Raw genomic sequence first — 19810 nt, forward strand, 5'->3', positions numbered from 1 at the left:
GAAGGGGCGGCAGGAGTTTTCCATTCCCTTCAGGGAGTAAATTTCGCTGCGCTTACAGCGTCGCTGGGGCGTGCGCGCGGCGTGTGTTCGTCAAATCAAGCGGCTCGTTGATATGATAAGAAGTTGGCGGCCAACTAATATGCAGAAACAAGCATGCCATGCACTCCGTATCGCGAAACCGACGCAGGCAATAAACGGGACACGGTTTATGTGAACAGCTCGGCACGATCGCTAACTGGAGCGTCCGCCAGTCTCATGCCGCAAGGACGCGATTGAAGTAAACCTGATCGGGTGGCGTTGTAAACAAACGGCAGCTTAAATCGCGCCGATAATCCAAAGCGTCCGGCGGGCCATTTTCAACCCAATCCCGGCCATTCAGCTCCGGATCAGTCGCCTGGAACTCACGTTCAAGCCGGACGGCCGGGCCGACTGCGTGCGGTGACGAGGTTGCGGCCCAGTAGGTTGTCGAGATCGATGCGACGGATCAGGCCTAGGGTGCCGATTTTAACGGTCGGCAACTCGCCCCCGCTGATCAGCTTGTATAGGGTGATACGCCCCACCCCCGGGTCTCGGGAAGCCTCGGGGATACGATACGCGATGATGGTTGCTGGGCTTTCGGCGATTTTTTCTGGTTCCATGACATCGTCGTTGGCGGATGTGTTGTGAATAATAGCGCGTGTTACCAAGCGACTGACTGCGCTGGCGGTCGAAAACCGAGCGCGATGGAATAGTAACCGCGCGATCCTGTTGCCCGCGCGCACGAAAACGTCGCACCCCGGTCATCCTACGGCGATGCCATGCGGCGACGTCGCAGCGTTCATGTAGCGGCTCTCGGCATGGTCCCCTTTGCCCCCGTCGAGTCGGAGGCGATGGGCCATTGGGGAGACGTGGCCACGACAGATTCGGTGGCATATTGTGAGGGGCAAAGAACCGGCCATGCTGGCCTTTGCAGTCGTTTTATTCGCTCGGCCGACAGAACGGACTGTAAACTTCTTTTACACCGTCATGCGCCGATCAATCCCGGTATTTTATCCTTGAACGCAAAGAAGCCCTTGGCTGCGTGCGGCCAAGCGGCGCTGTCCCACTCACGGCGGATGGGCACGAGGGCGATATCCGCCGCTGCAAGCGCGGGGACAAGGATTGCCAACCGGTCGCTGATCGGGCCAACTGGCGCATAAGCAGTCGCGATGACCTTGAGCTGATGTGCTTGTGCCCACGCGATCAAGCTGTCGCTGTCGACCGTTTGCATCATCACCGAAGAGGATCGCGACAAAGCGGCGTTCCGCAACAGCGCCTCGCCGAGCGCATCATGGGCAAATCTGGTGACAGCGTCGGCCCGGTTCGCAATCGCTGGCAAAGCCGCCACAGCAGTGATGTGCATTCCGCCAAGATCGAGGCTCTCCGGGTGCAAATCCTCCTCGGTGAGCAGCAAGCCGACAGCACCCGTTGGGAGCGGCGGATTGGCTTTTATCGGTACGGCTGCAACTGGCCCCTCGCTTGGTGGCCCGGCTGACTGCGCAAAGGCGGTGGGATTGAAGCGGCCATTGGTAAATCTGAAAATATTGTCGGCTTGGGCGAGATAGGTTTTCCCCGCGGTCTGTAACCCCGCCACCCAACGCCATGACAGCGTGTTCGAGGCGGGATCGCCATCAAGCAAATGGTGATAAAAGAAATCTGCCCCCAATTGCCAGGGCAAGCCAAGCGTGAAAATCCACAGGCTCGCAAACCACATCCGCGCATGATTGTGGAGGTAGCCTGTTTCCTTCAATTCTACCGCCCACGCGTCGAAACAGTCGATACCGGTCTCACCCGCGCAGGCGGCGTGGTAGGCGGCTGACCGCGGTAAAGTGGCGATATCGGTCTGATAAACCGCCCACACCGACGACCGCATTTCGAGCCAGCCCTTCCAATAAGTGCGCCAGCACACTTCTTGAATGAACTTCTCCGCATCAACGAAACGGTGGTGGGCAAGGACGCGCCTGATCACCTCCTGCTCAGTGATGATTCGATGTCGGATATAGGGTGATAGCATCGAGATATTCGACCGGTTGCCCGGTCCATCATCAAAATTACGCGCCTCGCTGTAGCGGCGCCCGGCGCGCGGCACAAAAGCGTCGAGCGCAGCCAATCCAGCGGCTCGTGAAGGGTGAAAGATCTGGGACATAAAAGGAACGGTATCAGGTTTACGTCGGCGGTAACAGCGCGGAGGGAGATCGAGATCGGCACTCCAGTGGCGCATGCTGAATGGCAATTTTCAGTCATGACAAGCGCTGTCCCGCTGGCGACGCGTCGACTATCAGGCGCTGGCTGTTTCGCGATCGAGACGCCGAGATCCGCGCGCACTTTCGCGTGAAGGCGCAGACGAACCTGAGGTCCGATCCGCGCAGCAAGACGACCCCGTGCCCTCTTTTTGGTATCACCTATTAAAAGCTTTGGGGCTGGTGCCGACATGCGACGGCGCGCCTGGGAAGCGGCAGGTCCTCCCCGCCTCTGACCACTGAACGGCCCATGCGGCGGCACGCAGCGGCTGGTCCCGCGACTGCCACTCCGGCGCTCATCGGAGAAACAGCCGTCGCTGCTTACACAGTCGATCTGGGCCGTTCATTCGAACTCGGCATTTGCCCCGACGAGTCTCGCGAAGGCATGGTCATCGAGCGGATCGTAGAATTGGCAGCCGGCCTCGAAATCGTCGACCCACATGATCGTCGCCATGACCTGCCCCAGACGCGGCAAGGTGAGCCAGATCGTCGCGCCTTTTTCCATCGGTGAATAGGTATGGAGTTTGGCGCCGTGCAGCGACACGTTGGTCACCTTGCACAAGGCGCGATCGAGGCCGTCACGTCCGAGCTTTGCGTCGAGCGAAGTCGGCGCGCGCCGGCTGCGACGACGGTCGGGTTTTATCGCAGGCTCGAATTCGGCAGCAAACATGGGATGTCCCTTCCCGCAACACCTGCGAGAAGGAAATCCTATGCCCGTATCGCTAACGCGCCGTTAACGACGCGGCAGGCCGCTTACTTCTTGCCGATCGCCGACATGCCGCCGAAACGCTTGTTGAAGCGCGCCACCTGGCCGCCCGCGTCGAGCATAGTACCACGCCCGCCGGTCCACGCTGGATGCGCCAGCGGATCGATGTCGAGCGTCATCAAATCGCCTTCCTTGCCCCACGTCGTGCGGGTCTGGAACTGCGAGCCGTCGGTCATCTGCACCGTGATGGTGTGATAATCGGGGTGAATGCCTTTTTTCACGTCTATTCTCCGGGTAAGCCGCTGGTTACCGACCAGCAGCGAAGGCGCGGCCCATATCAGAGGGGCGCGCATCACGCAACTCTTGTCGGTCTCAGCCCGCTTTGGGCGGATCGGCGATCATCGCGGTAAAATTGGCTTCTGCCGCCAATTGTCCGTCGATCGTCGCGCGACCGGCGAACTTACACACGCTTGAACGCTTCTGCACGAACTCGACGTCGAGCTTGAGCAGCACGCCGGGTTCGACCGGTTTACGAAATTTCGCCCCGTCAATCGCCATGAAGTAAACGAGCTTGCCCGAGCCGGCGAGCCCAAGCGATTCGACCGCGAGGATCCCCGCGGCCTGCGCCATCGCTTCGATGATCAGCACGCCAGGCATGATCGGACGTCCCGGGAAATGCCCCTGAAAGAATTGCTCGTTGATCGTCACCGCCTTGATCGCGGTGATCGACCGGTCGAGGATCAGCTCCTCGACTCGGTCGACCAACAGCATCGGATAGCGATGCGGCAGCGCCGCCATGACCCGCGCGATATCAAGCGGGCCAAGCGCGCCGCGATCTGCCGTTTCGCTCACCGATTGTGGCTCAGCGGCCGACCGGCGGCTTGGCCGGCGCGGGCTTCGCACCCGGTGCGGCGGGCGCGCCACCAGCGGCCTGCTGCTGCGCGCGACGGACGGCGGCGAGGTAGACAAGCTGCTGGAACTGCTGCTGCAGCTGCTGCGTCTGCTGGCTCGGCTGGTAACCCGCGGGCGGCGTGACCGGCACGGTCGGCGCAGCGGCGTCGAGCGCGGCCTTGATATCGTCGGTCACATCGACCGCGGGCGCATTATACTGCACCGTACCAGCCGACAGCAACAAGCTGATTTTCTTGGCCTCGACGACGGTCTTTACCGCGGCCGCATAGCGCTGCGAGATCTGCTCGATCGCATAGGCCTGGGCGAGCGTGGCGGGCGCGCTGAGGCGCGCCGCATCGGCCTGACCGGCCTTCTGCGCAGCTTCGAGCTTGGCGAGGATCGGGCTGTTCGAGCGCTGCGCGGCCGCAATCTCGTCTTCCGACAAGCGCTTGTCCTTGTTGAGGTCGAGCGGCGCGCCGATCGTGGCGAGCTCGGCCTGCAGCGCGGTCTGACGGGCATTGGCCTGGTCGAGCTGCGCCTTGTAGGTCGTGCCGATCGTCTGATTGGCGGCATCGAGCGCCTTGGCGGTCAGGATGACGGTTTCGGGATCGGAAATCGCGACGCCGCCGACCTGCGCCTGCGCCGTGCCCGCGATCAGGAAAGCCGGCGCGATCGCCGCGCAGCCCAGCAGGAATGTCTGATACATCTTCATTAGAACTGTGTCCCTACGTTGAAAGTGATAAGTTTGGTGTCGTCGCCTTTGTCCTTGAGCAGGGCATAGGCAAGATCGATGCGCAGCGGCCCGAACGGCGAGTTCCAGTTCACGCCACCGCCGACCGAAATACGCGGCCGCGGCGAATCGCCAACGAAGCGTTCGAGGAACGGCGCCTGCGAGCTCGTATAGAGCGTGTTGGTCGAGGAGCCGACGCAAGGCCCGCCCACGGTTGCCGAATAGCCGACTGCGCAGGTCGTGACCTGCAGCGGGTTGGTCGCGTCGATGCCCGGCACGGTGTAGAACGGCGCGCCGTTGCTCGCCAAGACGGTCGTGACCAGCGGCTGCACGACGCCATTGACGGTCGCGAAGCAATTGTTCCCCGTGGTGCCGGTCGCGCAAAGCCCGATCGTCGGCAGCGGACGCGTGATCCCGAACAGTGCGCCCGCTTGCACATAGATGGACGGCCGCAAGCCAAGCTCGCGCGCACCCGATGGCAGCGGGATTTCAAGCTCGAGCTTGCCGAGATAATAAGCCCGCCCGCCCAGCGCATCGTCGACGAACTGCGTGCGGTCGGTGACGAGTGTCTGATTCCCGGTCGCGTCGGTGGTGTATTGAATCCGCTGAATCCGCGGGCCGACGCCGCGAATGTCGAAGCCGCGGAAATCGGGCTCGCCGAGATAGAAGCGGTCGGTGATGCGGACCTTGTCGATCCCTTCCCCGCGGCTCTTTTCGAGCGAGCGGATATACCCGCCCTCGACGTTGAGCGAGGCGATGAAACCGCTGCCAATATTGACGAATTTCGATCCTTCGAACTTCGTGCGGATATATTTTACGTCACCGCCGAGGCCGGCAAAGTCCTGGCTGATGATCGCGCGCTGCCCGGCCGACGGGCGCAGGCGGCTGTTGAGGCTGTCATAGATCAGCGAATAGCCGACCGACGACGTGACGCGGTTGCCGATTGCGTCGCACAGATAGCGTCCGGCCTTGATCGGATCGCACGACAGTGCGCCGGTCACCGGATTGGGCGAAAAATACGAATTCTGGTCAAGGCCGACCTGATCGTAGGACAGGCCATAGCGGGCCGCGAGCTGAACATATTCGGTCAGCGGAACGCCAGAGCGGATCTGGAACCCGGTCGACACCTGCGTGTAGGTTGTCTGGCGCTGGTTACCGATAAAGTTGAACGCATTATAATCGCGCCGGAAGATATCGCCGCCGATCGCGATATTCTTGTCGAACAGATACGGTTCGGTAAAGCCCAGCTCGACCGACTTGGAATAGGTCGAATAGTTCACGCTCGCGCGCAATTCCTGGCCCTTGCCGCGGAAATTGCGCTGCCGGATCGACGCCTGGATGATGAAGCGCTCAAGGCTCGAAAAACCCGCCGACAGCGACAATTCGCCGGTCGATTTTTCTTCGACATTGGCGGTCAGCACGACCCGATCGGGCGCGGACCCTTGCGTCTGCTTGATCTCGAACTTGTCCTGGAAAAATCCGAGCGAGTTGATCCGGTCCTGCGAGCGCTTGACCTGGAAACTGTTGAACGCATCGCCTTCCGCCAGGCGGATTTCGCGACGGATCACCTTGTCCTGCGTCTGCGTGTTACCGTTGACGTCGATCCGCTCGATATACGACCGCTTCGCCTCGGCGATGTGGAAATTGATCCCCATCGTCAGCGTTTCTTTGTCGCGCAGGAAGTCGGGGTTCACATTGGTAAAGGCGTAGCCGAACAGGCCGGCCGCTTCGCTCAGCGAATCGACCGACGTCTCGACCTTCTTGGCGTTGTACCAATCGCCCTTATTGATCCCGAGATTCGCCGCGAGCTTCTTATTGTCGAAATCGCGAATGTCGCTGTCGACCGTCACATCGCCGAATTTATAGCGCTTACCCTCCTCCACCACATAGGTGATAATGAAGTCCTTCTTATCGGGAGTCAGCTCCGCGACCGCCGAGGTTACGCGGAAATCGGCATACCCTTCGGTGAGATAGAATTGCCGCAATTTCTGCTGATCGTAGGCGAGGCGATCCTGATCGTAGCTCGTGTTCGAGCTGAGCAAGGTGATGAGGCGCGCCTGTTTGGTCGCCATCTGCTCGCGCAGCTTATTGTCCGAATAGACCTCGTTGCCGAGGATGTTGATCTGGCGGACCTTGGATTTGGGGCCTTCGCTGACTTCGAAGATCACGTCGACGCGATTCTGGTCGAGATTGACCATTTTCGGCTCGACCACGGCGGCAAAGCGGCCCTGGCGGCGATAGAGCTCGACGATCCGCGCGACGTCCTGACGGACGGCGGTGCGCGTGAAGATCTGGCGGGGGGCGAGTTTCACCTCCTTCTTGATCTTGTCTTCCTTCAGGCGCTTATTGCCCTCGAAGATCACGCGGTTGATCACCGGATTTTCACGCACGCGCAGCACGATGTCGCCGCTCTCGACGCCGCTGATCGTCACGTCGGCAAACAGGTCGCTCGCGATCAGATCCTTGAGCGCCTGATCGAGCGTCTCGTTGGTATAGGCCTGACCGCTGCGGAGCTTGGTGTAGGACAGCACCGTCTCAGGCTCGAGCCGCTGTGCGCCCTCGACGCGGAGCGACTTGATCGTGCGCGTGACCGGGGCGGCCAGCGGTATCGCGACGGGCGGCGGAGGCGCCGTTTGCGCCGCCGGCGCGGTCGGCTGTCCGGTGGTCTGCGCCGACGCAGCCACGGGCAGGCCCGCCAGCATCGTGCCGGTAAGCAGCACGGCGGTGGCCCGTGCCCCGAAATTTGAAACCTTGATCGCTGTCACATCCCACCCCAAGTCGGAGAAAATTCCGTGTGGCCGAAAACTCTCGGCCCGCCCTGCCTTACCTGCGTCAACCGATCAACCCGCGCAGCGTCGTCCACAAGCCAAACGCGCCAAGATCATTGAACGTCACCGTCACCATCAACGCCAGAATCGCCGCCAAACCACCGCGAAACGCCCATTCCTGCACGTGCGGCGGGACTGGCCTGCGCCGGATCGCCTCGATCGCGTAGAAAAACAGGTGGCCGCCATCGAGCAAGGGGACTGGCAACAAGTTGATGAATCCCAGATTAATGGAGATCATCGCGATGAACCAAATGAGATAGGGCGTGCCCAAAGACAACGTCTCACCCGACATTTTCGCGATCCGCAGCGGCCCGCCCAATTCTTCGACCGAACGCCGGCCGGAAATGATCTGGCCAAGTCCGTCGACCGTCCCTTGCAACGCCTCGACCGTCGCGCGCACACCCGCCGCCGGTGCTTCGAGCAAGCCGACCTTGCGCAGCGCGGGCGCGCCGGGGCCAATCCCCAAGCGCCCGATCTTCGATTCGTTGCCGAACCGGTCCTTTTGCGTCAGCGCGCCGATCGTCACGTCGATTTCGACGGGCTGACCATTGCGCAAGAGCGATACGCCAACGCGCTCATTCGGGCGCATAACGGTGAAGCTCGCCAGATCGGAGAAGGTCGCGACGGCGCGCCCGCCAAGCGCGGTGATCCTGTCCCCGGGCTGGATCCCCGCCACCGCCGCTGCGCTGCCCGGCTGGACCAGCCCGACCGTGGCGGGCGTCGCATCGACGCCGTACGCCATCGCCATCCCGGCGAGGATCACGATCGCAACGATGAAATTCATCACCGGCCCCGCCGCGACGATGATCGCGCGCTGCCACACCGGGCGCGCCTGCAGGCTGCGCGCGCGGTCCTCGGGCGGCAATTCCAGCCATGCCGGATCGGGCACGCTTGCGGGGTTCAGATCGCCGGCGAACTTCACATAACCGCCAAGCGGCAAGGCGCTGAATTTCCAGCGTGTGCCGCTTTTGTCGGTCCAGCCGAACAGCTCCCTGCCGAAGCCGATCGAAAACGCATCGATCTTTACGCCGAACCAGCGCCCGGCGAGATAATGCCCCAACTCATGCAGAAAAATCAGCGGCCCGAGCACCAGCGCGAACGCCAGGAGGGTGAGCAACAGGCCAGGTGATTGGCTCAAGCGACGGTATCCTTCAAAAACGCCCCGTTGCGAACCGCGATCAGCCGACGCGCTATGCTGCGTGCTTCGGTATCGACCGCGAGGACATCGCCCAATGTCCCCGGCGCGGCCGGATCATATACCGATAGCGTATCTTCGACGATTGCGGCAATTTCGAGGAAGCCGATGCGCTTATCAAGAAAAGCGGCGACCGCAATCTCGTTCGCGGCGTTGAGGATCGCCGGCCGCGCCCCGCCCGCGTTCAGAGCGTCCCGTGTCAGGCGAATCGCGGGGAAGCGCAGCGGATCAGGTGCTTCGAAGTCGAGCCGCCCGATTGCGACCAGATCGAGCGGTGCCATCGGCGTCGCCATCCGGTCGGGCCAGGCAAGGCACGAGGCGATCGGCACACGCATGTCGGGGGGACCCAATTGCGCGAGTGTCGAACCGTCGACATATTCGACCAGCGAGTGGATCACCGATTGCGGATGGATCACGATTTCGATCGCGTCGTGCGGCACCGGAAACAGCCGCGCCGCCTCGATCAGTTCGAGCCCCTTGTTGAACAGTGTCGCCGAATCGACCGAAATTTTCGCGCCCATCGACCAATTGGGGTGCGCAACCGCCTGTTCGGGCGTCATCCCGCGCATCGCGTCGGTCGAAAGCTTGCGGAACGGCCCGCCGCTGCACGTCAGGATGATCCTCCGAACGCGCTCGGGCCGGCGCGCGTCGAAGCATTGGAAGATCGCATTATGCTCCGAATCGGCCGGAAGCAGCGTCGCGCCCGACGCCTTGGCCGCCGCCAGCACGACATCGCCGGCCGAAACCAATGGCTCCTTGTTCGCGATGATCACGGTCTTGCCGCCCGCGATCGCCGCCATCGTTGGCTCAAGCCCGGTGCAGCCGACGATCGCCGCCATCGTAATGTCGGCACCAAGGCGCGCCGCTTCGATCACCGCGTCGCGCCCGCCCGCGCAGCCGATATTGGTCCCGGCGAGTGCCGCCCGCAAATCGTCGAGACAGCTCTCGTCGGCGACCACGGCGAGCTTCGCGCGCGTGCGGATCGCCGCCGCGGCAAGGCGCGCGACATCGCAATTGGCGGTCAGCGCGAACACTTCGAACCGGTCGGGCGCGCGCTCGACCAGATCGAGTGTCGACGTGCCAATCGACCCGGTTGCCCCCAAAATTGTAATCGACTTCATCGGAACTGTTTTCACCACCAATAGAATTTTGGCAACAGCACCAGCAATGCCGCGACCGGCGCCACCGGCACCAGCCCGTCAAGCCGGTCGAGCACGCCGCCATGCCCGGGCAACAGTGTCCCGCTATCCTTGACCCCGGCCGTCCGCTTGAGCCAGCTTTCGTACAAATCGCCGCCCTGCGCCAGGACGGCGAGCACGGGCGTCGCCAGCGTCAGGCGGAGCGCAAGGCCGTAACGATAGTGCAGAAAGCCCGCCAACACGCTGGCGAGCAGCACGCCCCCGGCGAGCCCCGCCCAGGTCTTGTTCGGACTGATCGTCGGCGCGAGCTTAGGACCACCGATAAAGCGCCCGGCGGCATAGGCCCCGATATCGCACGCCCACACCAAGGCAAGCGCCCAGATCGTGAAGACGATCCCTTCCTCCTGCCGCCGGATGAGCAGCAGCGCCATGATCGGCAGCCCGACATAGAGAATACCGCGTGCCAGGCTGCTCCGCCGCGTCGTGATGATGACGAAGAAAGCGGCCCCGGCCAGCAGCCCGAGCGCGAAAAAGCCGGGACCGACCCCGAGCACCGGCATCATCACCGCCAACGGCACCGACAGCGCATATTGCGACAGCCGCTTGGTCGAGGGCGGGGTGGCGTGGAGGTCAGCCCACTCCCCCATCATCACGATGCCCAGCACCACGCACAACAGCCAGAGGGAAATCCCGCCGAACCACACGGCCGCCAGCGCGACGGCGATCAGGACGACCCCGACTAGCACGCGCAGCATCAGGTTGGACATGCCTTTCGGCGGGACTTGCGACGTCACAGACCGCCGAACCGCCGTTGCCGCTGCCCGAATGCGGCAATCGCCTGTGCGAGCGTGTCGCCGTCAAATTCGGGCCATAGCGTGTCGACGAACAGCAATTCGGCATAGGCCGCCTGCCACAACAGGAAATTGGACAGCCGGACCTCGCCCGATGTGCGGATCAGCAAATCGAGCGGCGGTAAATCGCGCGTTTCGAGTTCGTTTTCGAACATCGCCTCGTCGATCGTCGCCGGATCGAGCAAACCGTCGCGGGCGCGTTCGGCCATGCGCCGCGCCACCGCCGCAATCTCCGCCTGCGCGCCGTAATTGAGCGCGATCACCAGGATCGGCCCGTCATTCACCGCGGTGCGCGCGACGGCATTATCGAGCAGTTCGACCAGATCGGGCGTGAAGCGGCGGTAATCGCCGATGATCCGCAGCCGGACATTGTCGCGCACCAATTCGTCGATATCGTTCCGGATGAAATGCCGCAGCAACCCCATCAGGTCGCTGACCTCTTCCTCCGGCCGCCGCCAATTCTCGCTCGAAAAAGCGTAGAGCGTGAGCGCTTCGATCCCCAGCGTGCGGGCCGCGCGCGCGACGCGGCGGACGGCTTCGATCCCCTGACGATGCCCGGCGATCCGCGGCAAATGGCGTTTTTTCGCCCAGCGGCCATTGCCGTCCATGATGATCGCGACATGGCGCGGGAGCGGATCTGCCCCCCGCGCTGGCGCGATCGCCGGATCGGCGGCCGAGGCGGCAAACGGCCTCACTTGCCGAGGATTTCCTTTTCCTTGGCGGTCGCCGCGGCGTCGATCTCGGCGATCGTCTTGTCGGTCAGCTTCTGGACTTCGGTCTCGAGCTTTTTGCGCTCATCCTCACCGAACAGGCCCTTTTTCTCGTCGACTTTCAGCGAATCCATCCCGTCACGGCGCACGTTGCGCGCTGCGATGCGCGCTTCCTCGGCATATTTGCCAGCCAGCTTGGCGAGTTCCTTGCGACGTTCCTCGGTCAGATCCGGGATCGGCAGGCGCAGCGTGGTGCCATCGACGATCGGGTTGAGCCCGAGCCCGGCCGAGCGGATCGCCTTGTCGCACGGGCCGACATTGCTCTTGTCCCACACCTGCACCGACAGCATCCGCGGCTCGGGCGCGGACACGGTCGCGATCTGGTTGAGCGGCATTTGCGCGCCATAGACTTCGACCGTTACCGGATCGAGCAACGATATCGATGCGCGACCGGTGCGCAGACCCTGAAGATCGCCCTTCAGCGCCTCCACGCTCCCTGCCATGCGGCGTTCGAGATCGGCCTTTTCATATGCGGCCATGGTTATTCTCCTATGCTGGGCTGGACCGTCGTCGAAACGCCCTCACCCCGCAGAACCGCGGCAAGATTGCCGGATTCGCGGATGTTGAAAACGACGATCGGAATATTGTTGTCGCGGCACAAGGCAATCGCGCTCGCATCCATGACCTTCAGGTCCTGCGCGAGGACGGTACCGTAACTAACGGTGTCAAAGCGCTTTGCCGTCGGGATGAGTTTCGGGTCGGCGTCATAGACGCCGTCAACCGAAGTGCCCTTGAACAGCGCGTCGCACTTCATTTCGGCGGCGCGCAAGGCGGCACCGCTATCGGTCGTGAAGAACGGGCTACCGACGCCGGCGGCGAAGATCACGATCCGGCCCTTTTCCAGATGCCGTTCAGCGCGGCGGCGAATGAAGGGCTCGCAGACCGATGCCATCGGGATCGCCGATTGCACACGCGTCTCGACGCCGATCTGCTCGAGCGCATTCTGCACCGCAAGCGCATTCATGACCGTCGCGAGCATACCCATATAATCGCCGGTCGCGCGATCCATGCCGCGTGCCGCGCCCGAAATGCCGCGGAAAATGTTCCCGCCACCCACGACGACGCACAGTTCGTAGCCTTGATGCTTCACATCGGCGATTTCGGCGGCGACGCGGGCGATGACGTCGGGATCGATCGAGAGACCGCTGCTACCCATCAGGACTTCGCCCGACAATTTCAGCAGGATACGTTTATAGCAGGGGTTCGTCACGGGGTTCCAGGCTGTAGCAGGTGGGCGCTGCGGACCTTATCTGCGGCACGCCGGGATTGGAAGCGCGGAAACCGTGCAGATCACGGATGCCCGATGCGACAAGGGCTGCACCGTTACCGGCACAGCCCCTGGATAGACGGCGAAGCGAGACGGTCAGGCGACCGGCTGCGGCACGCCCGACGCTGCGGCGACTTCGGCGGCGAAGTCGCTCGTTTCCTTCTCAATGCCTTCGCCGAGCTGGAAGCGGACATAATCCTTGAGCTCGATCGACTTGCCGGCCGTCTTGGCGGCATTGGCAACGACGTCCGAAATCTTGGTCTTGCCGTCCATCACCAGCAGCTGGCTGACGAGCGCGTTTTCCTTGCAATATTTCGCAATCGCGCCATCGACCATCTTGGCGACGATGTCGGCAGGCTTGCCGCTCTCCGACGCCTTTTCGGTCGCGATCGCGCGCTCACGTGCGACGATCTCGGGGTCGAGGCCGTCTTCGTTGAGCGCCAGCGGGAACGCCGCGGCGATGTGCATTGCGATTTGCCGGCCAAGCGGCAGCAGCACGTCGTGATCGGCATCGCTCTCGAGCGCGACCAGCACGCCGATCTTGCCGAGGCCGGGTGCCGCCGCATTGTGAATGTACGGGATGACCGCACCCTGCGTCACTTCGAGGCGCTTTGCGCGGCGCAGATTCTGGTTCTCGCCAATCGTCGCGATGTTGTTGGTCAGGATCTCCTCGACGGTCTTGCCGCCAAGGTGTGCCGCCTTGATCGTGTCCATGTCATCGCCCAGCTCAAGCGCGACCGAGGTCACGTCGCGGACGAAGGTCTGGAACTGCTCGTTCTTCGCGACGAAATCGGTCTCGGAATTGACCTCGACCGCGGCACCCTTGGTGCCCGACACTTCGACCCCGATCAGGCCCTCAGCGGCCGTACGGCTCGACTTCTTGGCGGCGGCGGCAAGGCCCTTGGCGCGCAGCCAATCCATTGCGATGGTCATGTCGCCGGCGGCTTCGGTCAGCGCCTTCTTGCAATCCATCATGCCCGCGCCGCTCTTCTCGCGCAGGTCCTTCACTGCTGCTGCCGTGATCTCGGCCATGTCAAAATCCTTCTATCTGAAAAAAACGAATATAGGCGGAGCGGGGCCAACGCCCTACCCCGCCTACATGTCAGTTCGGAGACGCTTATGCGTCGATCTGGCGCTCGGCCTCGGCGACCATCTCGGCCTGCAGCGCGGCGTCGGAGGCTGGCGTGATTTCGGCAGCAGGTGCTTCCGGAGCCACGGTCAGCGCTTCCTCGGCGGGCGGCGCTTCCATCGACCCGATGTCCTGACGACGGGCAAGCTGCTCGTTACCACCACGCGTCGCGGCGATCGCGATCGCTTCGCAATACAGGCGGATTGCGCGGCTCGCGTCATCGTTGGCCGGAACCGGGAAAGCGATGCCGTCGGGCGAGACGTTCGAATCGAGGATCGCGACGACCGGAATACCGAGCGTATTGGCTTCCTTGATCGCCAGCTCTTCCTTGTTCGCGTCGATCACGAACATCACGTCGGGAATGCCGCCCATGTCGCGGATGCCGCCGAGCGACAGTTCGAGCTTGTCCTTCTCGCGCGTGAGCTGGAGCACTTCCTTCTTGGTCAGGCCGTGCGTGTCGCCCGAAAGCTGCTCTTCGAGCGTCTTGAGGCGCTTGATCGACCCCGAAATCGTCTTCCAGTTGGTGAGCATGCCGCCCAGCCAGCGATGGTTGACGAAGTGCTGGCCCGAACGGCGCGCTGCTTCTGCGACGGGCTCCTGCGCCTGGCGCTTGGTGCCGACGAACAAGACCTTGCCACCGGCGGCGGTCGAGGCGGCAACGAATTCGAGCGCGCGCGCGAACAACGGCACGGTCTGCGACAGATCGAGGATGTGGACGCCGTTACGGTCGCCAAAGATGTAGGGCTTCATCTTCGGGTTCCAGCGATGCGTCTGGTGGCCGAAGTGCGCGCCCGTTTCGAGCAATTGCTGCATGGAGACGACAGGTGCCGCCATAAGAGAGTTCCTTTCCGGTTGATCCTCTGGGAAGCGAGTAATCCGTTGATCAGGGTAAAACCCCGGACGGACACCGGCTGTATGGGCTTCCCATGCGGTGTGCAGGCACCTCCGATAGCGGAAGCGCTCAGGAAACGCAACTGCGTAATGATCCTTGACAGACGGAACGTAAAAGGAACATATCATGTTTGTGGGCGGAACAAAGAACCGTTCCCGCACGCGCCGGTTGCGACAACGTAACCCGTCACCGTGAAGGATGGAGTGGGAAGATGGCATTGGTCGGTTTTCTGGTTTTCGCAAGCGCGTTTGCGGCGAGCGTTGCGGTGTTCTGGTTGACGCTGGTACCTGCCCTGCCGCGGATCGTCGCCCTTCTGCGCGATGGTGTTGACCCGGTCTCCCCTGCCGTTGCGGTCTTTATCGTCAGCGAAGCTCGGCTTCGCGCGCGGACCCGGACAGTGACGTCTGTGTCTCGCCCGCAGTGGCGCGCAGCCGCTTGACGCGCCGATAGGCCGCGATGCTGAACGGCAGCGTCGCGAGATAGGCCACGCCCAGGAAGGTCAGCGTGTGCCACGGCGCCGAGATCAGCGCAGCGCCCAGCAATACGACGACGGCGATCGCCTCGAAGCGGATGTTGTGGCGGAGCTTCAGCGACGACCAGCTATAGGTCGCGACGCTCGACACCATCAGCACCGCCATCAGCGCAACCCATGGCCCGACGATGAGCGGCGACCGCCACAGGTCGAGACCGGTCCAGAACCACAAATACATTGGCAGCATGGCAAGTCCCGCCCCCACCGGCGAGGGTGACCCGGTCAGGAAGCCCGCCGATTTGTGCGGCTGATCCGCGACATCGATCGCGGCATTGAACCGTGCAAGGCGCAGCGCGCAGAACACCGCAAACACCAACGCGATCAGCCAGCCGACCCGCGGCAAATCCTGGAGCGACCAGAGATACAGAATCAACGCGGGCGACACGCCGAACGAAATCGCATCGGACAACGAATCGAGTTCGGCGCCAAAGCGGCTCTCGCCGCGCACCATCCGCGCGATTCGACCGTCAATCCCGTCGAGCACGCTCGCGATCATCACCATCACCACCGCGGTTTCCCATTGCCCGGCAATGGCAAAGCGAATGCCGGTCAGGCCCGAGCATAAGGCCAGCGCGGTGACCGCGTTCGGGGCGACCGCGCGCAAAGGAAGCCCACGCGCCGTCCGGCGGCGCAAACGCCGATTCATGGCCGCCGCACCGGAGTGATCATTGCGCGATGCCGGTCGCGGTGGTTCCACCAACGCGCCCGAGCACGGTCTCTCCCGCCACGCTGCGCTGGCCGAGCACGACCTGACACGCGCAATCGTCGGGCAGATAGACATCGACTCGGCTGCCGAAGCGGATCAGGCCAATGCGCTGGCCGGCGGCGACCATGTCGCCTGCCTTCACGAACGGCACGATTCGCCGCGCCAGCAACCCGGCGATTTGCGTAAACCCGATCCGGCGAGCGGTTCCGGTTGCATCCGGACGCCCTTCCACCAGGATATGCTGCCGCTCATTGTCTTCGCTCGCTTTGTCGAGCTCGGCATTGACGAATTTGCCCGAAATATAGACGACTTGCTTGATCGTGCCGGCAATCGGCGTGCGATTGATGTGCACATCGAACACCGACATGAATACCGAGACGCGAATCAGCGGGGCATCGCCCAGCGCGTTCGGCCCGGCGAGTTCGCGCGGCACGGGAACGCGCTCGATCATCGAGACGAGCCCATCGGCGGGCGAAACGATCAGCCCTTCTCCGCTTGGCGTCACCCGCACCGGATCGCGGAAGAACAACGCCACCCATAGCGTGAAGCCAATCAGCGGCCAGGCAACGAACCAGCCCAGCGACACCCAGGCGACGAACGAAACCACCCCCGCGATCATAACATATTTGCGCCCCTCCGGATGGAGATCGGGCACCCGCCATTTGACGGCTTCGGCGGGGAGGACAGGTTTTTCGATGGGTGACATGCTCCGGTCCTACCCCACCCCCCTGCCCGCGACAATCGCGAACCGGAGGCGGTCCGGGTCGGGCTCGATGGACGGAGCGCCCGCACCGGGTTGATCGCCGCCCGCCTTCCTCCTAGACGCTGGCGCAAACCTCCCCACAGGAAAGAGCGTAATGGCGAAGATCAAGGTGAAGACGCCCGTCGTGGAAATCGATGGCGACGAGATGACGCGGATCATCTGGCAGTGGATTCGCGAGCGCCTGATCCTCCCCTATCTCGACATCGATCTCGATTATTACGACCTCGGGATGATGACCCGCGACGCCACCGACGACAAGGTCACGGTCGACAGCGCCAAGGCGATCCAGAAATATGGCGTCGGCGTGAAGTGCGCGACGATCACCCCCGATGAGCAGCGCGTCGAGGAATTCGGCCTCAAGAAGATGTGGAAGTCGCCCAACGGCACGATCCGCAACATTCTGGGCGGCACGATCTTCCGCGAACCGATCGTGATCAAAAATGTCCCCCGCCTGATCCCGAGCTGGACGCACCCGATCGTCGTCGGTCGCCATGCCTTTGGCGATCAATACCGCGCGACCGATTTCCTCGTGCCCAGCCCCGGCACGCTGCGGATGGTGTTCCACGGCGATGATGGCACCGTCATCGACGAGGAAGTGTTCCGCTATCCGTCTCCGGGCGTTGCGCTGGCGATGTATAATCTCGACGATTCGATCCGCGATTTCGCCCGCGCGTCGATGCATTATGGCCTGAACCTAAAATGGCCGGTGTACCTGTCGACCAAGAACACGATCCTCAAATACTATGACGGACGTTTCAAGGATCTCTTCGCCGAGGTTTTCGAGGCCGAATTCAAGGACAAGTTCAAAGAAGCCGGCATCACCTATGAGCATCGCCTGATCGACGACATGGTCGCGTCGGCGCTCAAATGGCATGGCGAATTCGTCTGGGCGTGCAAGAATTATGACGGCGACGTGCAGTCCGATCAGGTCGCGCAAGGCTTCGGCTCGCTCGGGCTGATGACCTCGGTGCTGCTCACCCCCGACGGCAAGACGGTTGAAGCGGAAGCCGCGCACGGCACCGTCACGCGCCATTTCCGCCAGCACGAACAGGGCAAGGCGACCTCGACCAACCCGATCGCCTCAATCTTCGCCTGGACCGGCGGCCTGAAATATCGCGGCAAGTTCGACAACACACCCGACGTGACGCAGTTCGCCGAAACGCTCGAGCAGGTCTGCATCCAGACGGTCGAGGACGGCCATATGACCAAGGATCTCGCGTTGCTGATCGGGCCAGATCAGCCGTGGATGACGACCGAGCAGTTCTTCGAACAGGTCCGCCTCAACCTCGAAACCAAGATGGGCGTGCAGGGATAAGCTGACAAAGGCGACCATTCGCGCCAAGGTGCGCGGATGGTCTCACCCCTCTCCAATACCGGCTTCAGCGACACGCTTGTAATCCTCGGCGCGGCGGGGCTCGTCATCCCGGCGTTCGCACGCGCGAAAATCAGCCCGGTCATCGGTTTTATTCTGGTCGGCCTGCTGGTTGGGCCATTCGGCCTCGGTGCGCTCGTCGATGATTATCCGTGGCTTTACCACATCACGATTTCCGATCCGCACGCGATCGAGCCGTTCGCCGAGTTCGGCATCGTGCTGCTGTTGTTTTCGATCGGGCTGGAGCTGTCCTTCAAGCGACTGTGGTCGATGCGGCGGCTGGTATTCGGGGTCGGCGCGGCCGAATTGATCGGCGCGGGCGCGGTAATCGGGTTCGCGCTGCATCTGCTGACCGGTCTTGATTGGGCGGGCGCGATGGCGCTCGGCATCGCGCTCGCTTTATCCTCGACCGCGTTGGTCTTGCCGATCGCCGGGACGACGGGACCCGTTGGGCAGACCGCGTTCGCGATGCTGTTGTTCGAGGATCTGGCGCTGGTGCCGATCATTTTCATCCTCGGCGCGGTCGGGCCAATGGCCGCGGCGGGTGGCATGATCGGCTTTGCGCGAGTCGGCGGGGCGGCGGTGCTCACGCTGGTGATCCTGTTCATCGGCGGCCGCTTCCTGTTGCCAAAGCTGTTCGCCCAAGCCGCGCGGACCAAGAGCCCCGAACTGTTCCTCGCGGCATCGTTGCTCGTCGTGATCGCGGCGAGTCTCGCGACCAGCGCCGTCGGCCTGTCGCCGATCGTCGGCGCGTTGATCGCCGGGCTGCTGATCGCCGAAACCGATTATCACAGCGAAGTCGAGGTCATCACCGCGCCGTTCAAGGGGCTGGCGCTCGGCGTGTTCCTCATCACCGTCGGGATGAGCGTCGATCTGCGTGCGATCATGGCCGATTGGGGGGTCTATTTGCTCGGCATTGCGGCAGTGGTCGCGGTCAAGGCGGCGGTGACCTTCGTCCTGCTGCGGCTCGCCGGCATTCGTGGCGGCGTCGCGGCGGAGACCGGCGTGCTGATGGGCAGTCCGTCCGAGACCACGCTGATCGTGCTCGGCGCGGCGGCGCAGGCGCAGCTGATCGCGCCTGGCCTTGCGAGCTTCTGGCAAACCGTCACCGCGATCGGCCTGACGATCACGCCGCTGCTGTCGATGCTCGGCAAGCGTGTGGCGCGGGGGTTGGAGCAGCGCGGTGATTTGCCCGACGCTGAGATTTCGCCCGAAGGCCCCGGAACGGTGGTGATCGGTTTTGGCCGCGTCGGGCGGATGGTCTGCGACATGCTCGCGGTCCACGGCCAGCCCTATGTCGCGGTCGAGGCCAATATCGACGCGGTGACGGCGGCGCGCGCCGAGGGCTATACGGTGATGTTCGGCGATGTCGTGCGGCCCGAACTGGTCGATCGGCTCAACCTCGGGCGCGCCAAGGCGCTGATTTTGACGATGGACGATCCGGTGCTGAGCGTTACGCTGACGCGGCGCGTGCGCGGGTGGGTGCCCGATCTGACGATCGTGGCGCGCGCGCGCGATACGGCGCACGCCGCCGAACTGTACAAGGCAGGTGTCAGCGACGCGGTGCCCGAGACGCTCGAATTCTCGCTGCAACTGGCCGAGGCGGTACTGACCGACCTCGGCGTCGCGGTCGGCCCGGTGATCGCCTCGATCCACGAAAAGCGCGACGCGCTGCGGCAGGAGATCAAGGCGGCAGCGGAAATGGTGGCGCTGCCGCGCCTGAAACGGGTGCGGCGCGGGGTGACCGCGGGAGATGCTGCGGAAGTTTAGGCGAAGTTTAG

The 19810-nt window shown here is 63.1% G+C and carries 19 protein-coding genes; 2 read left to right on the forward strand and 17 right to left on the reverse strand.

Features of this window, described 5'->3' with window-relative positions; translation table 11 throughout:
• Positions 1 to 407: 407 nt before the first annotated feature.
• The 17 genes from ABWP09_RS05540 to ABWP09_RS05620 form a co-directional block, all read right to left on the reverse strand.
• Positions 408 to 638 (reverse strand): MerR family transcriptional regulator, encoded by a 231-nt coding sequence (locus ABWP09_RS05540; RefSeq protein WP_353204150.1) that lies wholly within the window; start codon positions 636 to 638, stop codon positions 408 to 410.
• 365 nt (positions 639 to 1003) lie between these two features.
• Positions 1004 to 2164: an FAD-binding domain-containing protein gene (locus ABWP09_RS05545; RefSeq protein WP_353204151.1), complete on the reverse strand. Its 1161-nt coding sequence runs from the start codon at positions 2162 to 2164 to the stop codon at positions 1004 to 1006.
• A 437-nt stretch (positions 2165 to 2601) separates the two neighbouring features.
• Positions 2602 to 2928 carry a PilZ domain-containing protein gene (locus ABWP09_RS05550; RefSeq protein ID WP_353204152.1) on the reverse strand — a complete coding sequence of 109 codons (327 nt, stop codon included), beginning with the start codon at positions 2926 to 2928 and terminating at the stop codon, positions 2602 to 2604.
• Between the two features lie 83 nt (positions 2929 to 3011).
• Positions 3012 to 3245: a 50S ribosomal protein L31 gene (gene rpmE / locus ABWP09_RS05555; RefSeq protein WP_188446745.1), complete on the reverse strand. Its 234-nt coding sequence runs from the start codon at positions 3243 to 3245 to the stop codon at positions 3012 to 3014.
• Between the two features lie 91 nt (positions 3246 to 3336).
• Complete coding sequence (gene fabZ, locus ABWP09_RS05560) at positions 3337 to 3816, reverse strand: 3-hydroxyacyl-ACP dehydratase FabZ (RefSeq protein ID WP_353204153.1); 480 nt, start codon at positions 3814 to 3816, stop codon at positions 3337 to 3339.
• A 10-nt stretch (positions 3817 to 3826) separates the two neighbouring features.
• The gene (locus ABWP09_RS05565) at positions 3827 to 4567 is read right to left on the reverse strand and encodes an OmpH family outer membrane protein (RefSeq protein ID WP_353204154.1); all 741 of its coding nucleotides are present in this window, start codon (positions 4565 to 4567) and stop codon (positions 3827 to 3829) included.
• Positions 4567 to 7350, reverse strand: coding sequence for an outer membrane protein assembly factor BamA (gene bamA / locus ABWP09_RS05570; RefSeq protein ID WP_502959761.1), 2784 nt, complete (start codon positions 7348 to 7350; stop codon positions 4567 to 4569). Before bamA ends, ABWP09_RS05565 begins: the two co-directional genes overlap by 1 nt.
• Positions 7351 to 7417: 67 nt before the next feature.
• Entirely contained in the window at positions 7418 to 8551 is a 1134-nt protein-coding gene (gene rseP, locus ABWP09_RS05575) for an RIP metalloprotease RseP (RefSeq protein ID WP_353204155.1), read from the reverse strand.
• The gene (locus tag ABWP09_RS05580) at positions 8548 to 9729 is read right to left on the reverse strand and encodes a 1-deoxy-D-xylulose-5-phosphate reductoisomerase (protein ID WP_353204156.1); all 1182 of its coding nucleotides are present in this window, start codon (positions 9727 to 9729) and stop codon (positions 8548 to 8550) included. The genes rseP and ABWP09_RS05580 overlap by 4 nt, the downstream gene beginning before the upstream one ends.
• An 11-nt stretch (positions 9730 to 9740) precedes the next feature.
• Positions 9741 to 10514: a phosphatidate cytidylyltransferase gene (locus ABWP09_RS05585; RefSeq protein ID WP_353204157.1), complete on the reverse strand. Its 774-nt coding sequence runs from the start codon at positions 10512 to 10514 to the stop codon at positions 9741 to 9743.
• A gap of 23 nt (positions 10515 to 10537) precedes the next feature.
• Complete coding sequence (gene uppS, locus ABWP09_RS05590) at positions 10538 to 11206, reverse strand: polyprenyl diphosphate synthase (RefSeq protein WP_353204170.1); 669 nt, start codon at positions 11204 to 11206, stop codon at positions 10538 to 10540.
• Positions 11207 to 11289: 83 nt separating this feature from the next.
• Complete coding sequence (frr, locus tag ABWP09_RS05595) at positions 11290 to 11847, reverse strand: ribosome recycling factor (protein ID WP_353204158.1); 558 nt, start codon at positions 11845 to 11847, stop codon at positions 11290 to 11292.
• Between the two features lie 2 nt (positions 11848 to 11849).
• Positions 11850 to 12524, reverse strand: a complete 675-nt coding sequence (gene pyrH, locus ABWP09_RS05600) for a UMP kinase (RefSeq protein WP_502959762.1) — start codon at positions 12522 to 12524, stop codon at positions 11850 to 11852.
• A 207-nt stretch (positions 12525 to 12731) separates the two neighbouring features.
• The gene (tsf, locus tag ABWP09_RS05605; protein WP_353204160.1) at positions 12732 to 13667 is read right to left on the reverse strand and encodes a translation elongation factor Ts; all 936 of its coding nucleotides are present in this window, start codon (positions 13665 to 13667) and stop codon (positions 12732 to 12734) included.
• An 85-nt stretch (positions 13668 to 13752) separates the two neighbouring features.
• Positions 13753 to 14598, reverse strand: a complete 846-nt coding sequence (rpsB, locus tag ABWP09_RS05610) for a 30S ribosomal protein S2 (RefSeq protein WP_353204161.1) — start codon at positions 14596 to 14598, stop codon at positions 13753 to 13755.
• Between the two features lie 420 nt (positions 14599 to 15018).
• Positions 15019 to 15834 carry a CDP-alcohol phosphatidyltransferase family protein gene (locus ABWP09_RS05615; protein ID WP_353204162.1) on the reverse strand — a complete coding sequence of 272 codons (816 nt, stop codon included), beginning with the start codon at positions 15832 to 15834 and terminating at the stop codon, positions 15019 to 15021.
• Between the two features lie 19 nt (positions 15835 to 15853).
• Positions 15854 to 16600, reverse strand: coding sequence for a phosphatidylserine decarboxylase (locus tag ABWP09_RS05620; protein WP_353204163.1), 747 nt, complete (start codon positions 16598 to 16600; stop codon positions 15854 to 15856).
• A 151-nt stretch (positions 16601 to 16751) separates the two neighbouring features.
• On the opposite strand from ABWP09_RS05620, the gene ABWP09_RS05625 reads away from it, so the two are divergent.
• Entirely contained in the window at positions 16752 to 17972 is a 1221-nt protein-coding gene (locus ABWP09_RS05625; protein ID WP_353204164.1) for an NADP-dependent isocitrate dehydrogenase, read from the forward strand.
• 36 nt (positions 17973 to 18008) lie between these two features.
• Positions 18009 to 19799 carry a cation:proton antiporter domain-containing protein gene (locus ABWP09_RS05630; protein WP_353204165.1) on the forward strand — a complete coding sequence of 597 codons (1791 nt, stop codon included), beginning with the start codon at positions 18009 to 18011 and terminating at the stop codon, positions 19797 to 19799.
• Positions 19800 to 19810 lie beyond the last annotated feature (11 nt).

Source organism: Sphingomonas sp. (assembly GCF_040398505.1).
GTDB lineage: Bacteria > Pseudomonadota > Alphaproteobacteria > Sphingomonadales > Sphingomonadaceae > Sphingomonas.

Bases quoted from the DNA above. Each gene is read 5' to 3' on its own strand.
- ABWP09_RS05625 (WP_353204164.1), top strand. From the start codon at position 16,752: ATGGCGAAGATCAAGGTGAAGACGCCCGTCGTGGAAATCGATGGCGAC.
- ABWP09_RS05565 (WP_353204154.1), bottom strand. From the start codon at position 4,567: ATGAAGATGTATCAGACATTCCTGCTGGGCTGCGCGGCGATCGCGCCG.
- uppS (WP_353204170.1), bottom strand. From the start codon at position 11,206: ATGGACGGCAATGGCCGCTGGGCGAAAAAACGCCATTTGCCGCGGATC.
- ABWP09_RS05620 (WP_353204163.1), bottom strand. From the start codon at position 16,600: ATGTCACCCATCGAAAAACCTGTCCTCCCCGCCGAAGCCGTCAAATGG.
- ABWP09_RS05540 (WP_353204150.1), bottom strand. From the start codon at position 638: ATGGAACCAGAAAAAATCGCCGAAAGCCCAGCAACCATCATCGCGTAT.
- pyrH (WP_502959762.1), bottom strand. From the start codon at position 12,524: ATGGGTAGCAGCGGTCTCTCGATCGATCCCGACGTCATCGCCCGCGTC.
- ABWP09_RS05585 (WP_353204157.1), bottom strand. From the start codon at position 10,514: ATGTCCAACCTGATGCTGCGCGTGCTAGTCGGGGTCGTCCTGATCGCC.
- tsf (WP_353204160.1), bottom strand. From the start codon at position 13,667: ATGGCCGAGATCACGGCAGCAGCAGTGAAGGACCTGCGCGAGAAGAGC.
- ABWP09_RS05545 (WP_353204151.1), bottom strand. From the start codon at position 2,164: ATGTCCCAGATCTTTCACCCTTCACGAGCCGCTGGATTGGCTGCGCTC.
- rpsB (WP_353204161.1), bottom strand. From the start codon at position 14,598: ATGGCGGCACCTGTCGTCTCCATGCAGCAATTGCTCGAAACGGGCGCG.
- ABWP09_RS05580 (WP_353204156.1), bottom strand. From the start codon at position 9,729: ATGAAGTCGATTACAATTTTGGGGGCAACCGGGTCGATTGGCACGTCG.
- ABWP09_RS05630 (WP_353204165.1), top strand. From the start codon at position 18,009: ATGGTCTCACCCCTCTCCAATACCGGCTTCAGCGACACGCTTGTAATC.
- ABWP09_RS05615 (WP_353204162.1), bottom strand. From the start codon at position 15,834: ATGAATCGGCGTTTGCGCCGCCGGACGGCGCGTGGGCTTCCTTTGCGC.
- frr (WP_353204158.1), bottom strand. From the start codon at position 11,847: ATGGCCGCATATGAAAAGGCCGATCTCGAACGCCGCATGGCAGGGAGC.
- ABWP09_RS05550 (WP_353204152.1), bottom strand. From the start codon at position 2,928: ATGTTTGCTGCCGAATTCGAGCCTGCGATAAAACCCGACCGTCGTCGC.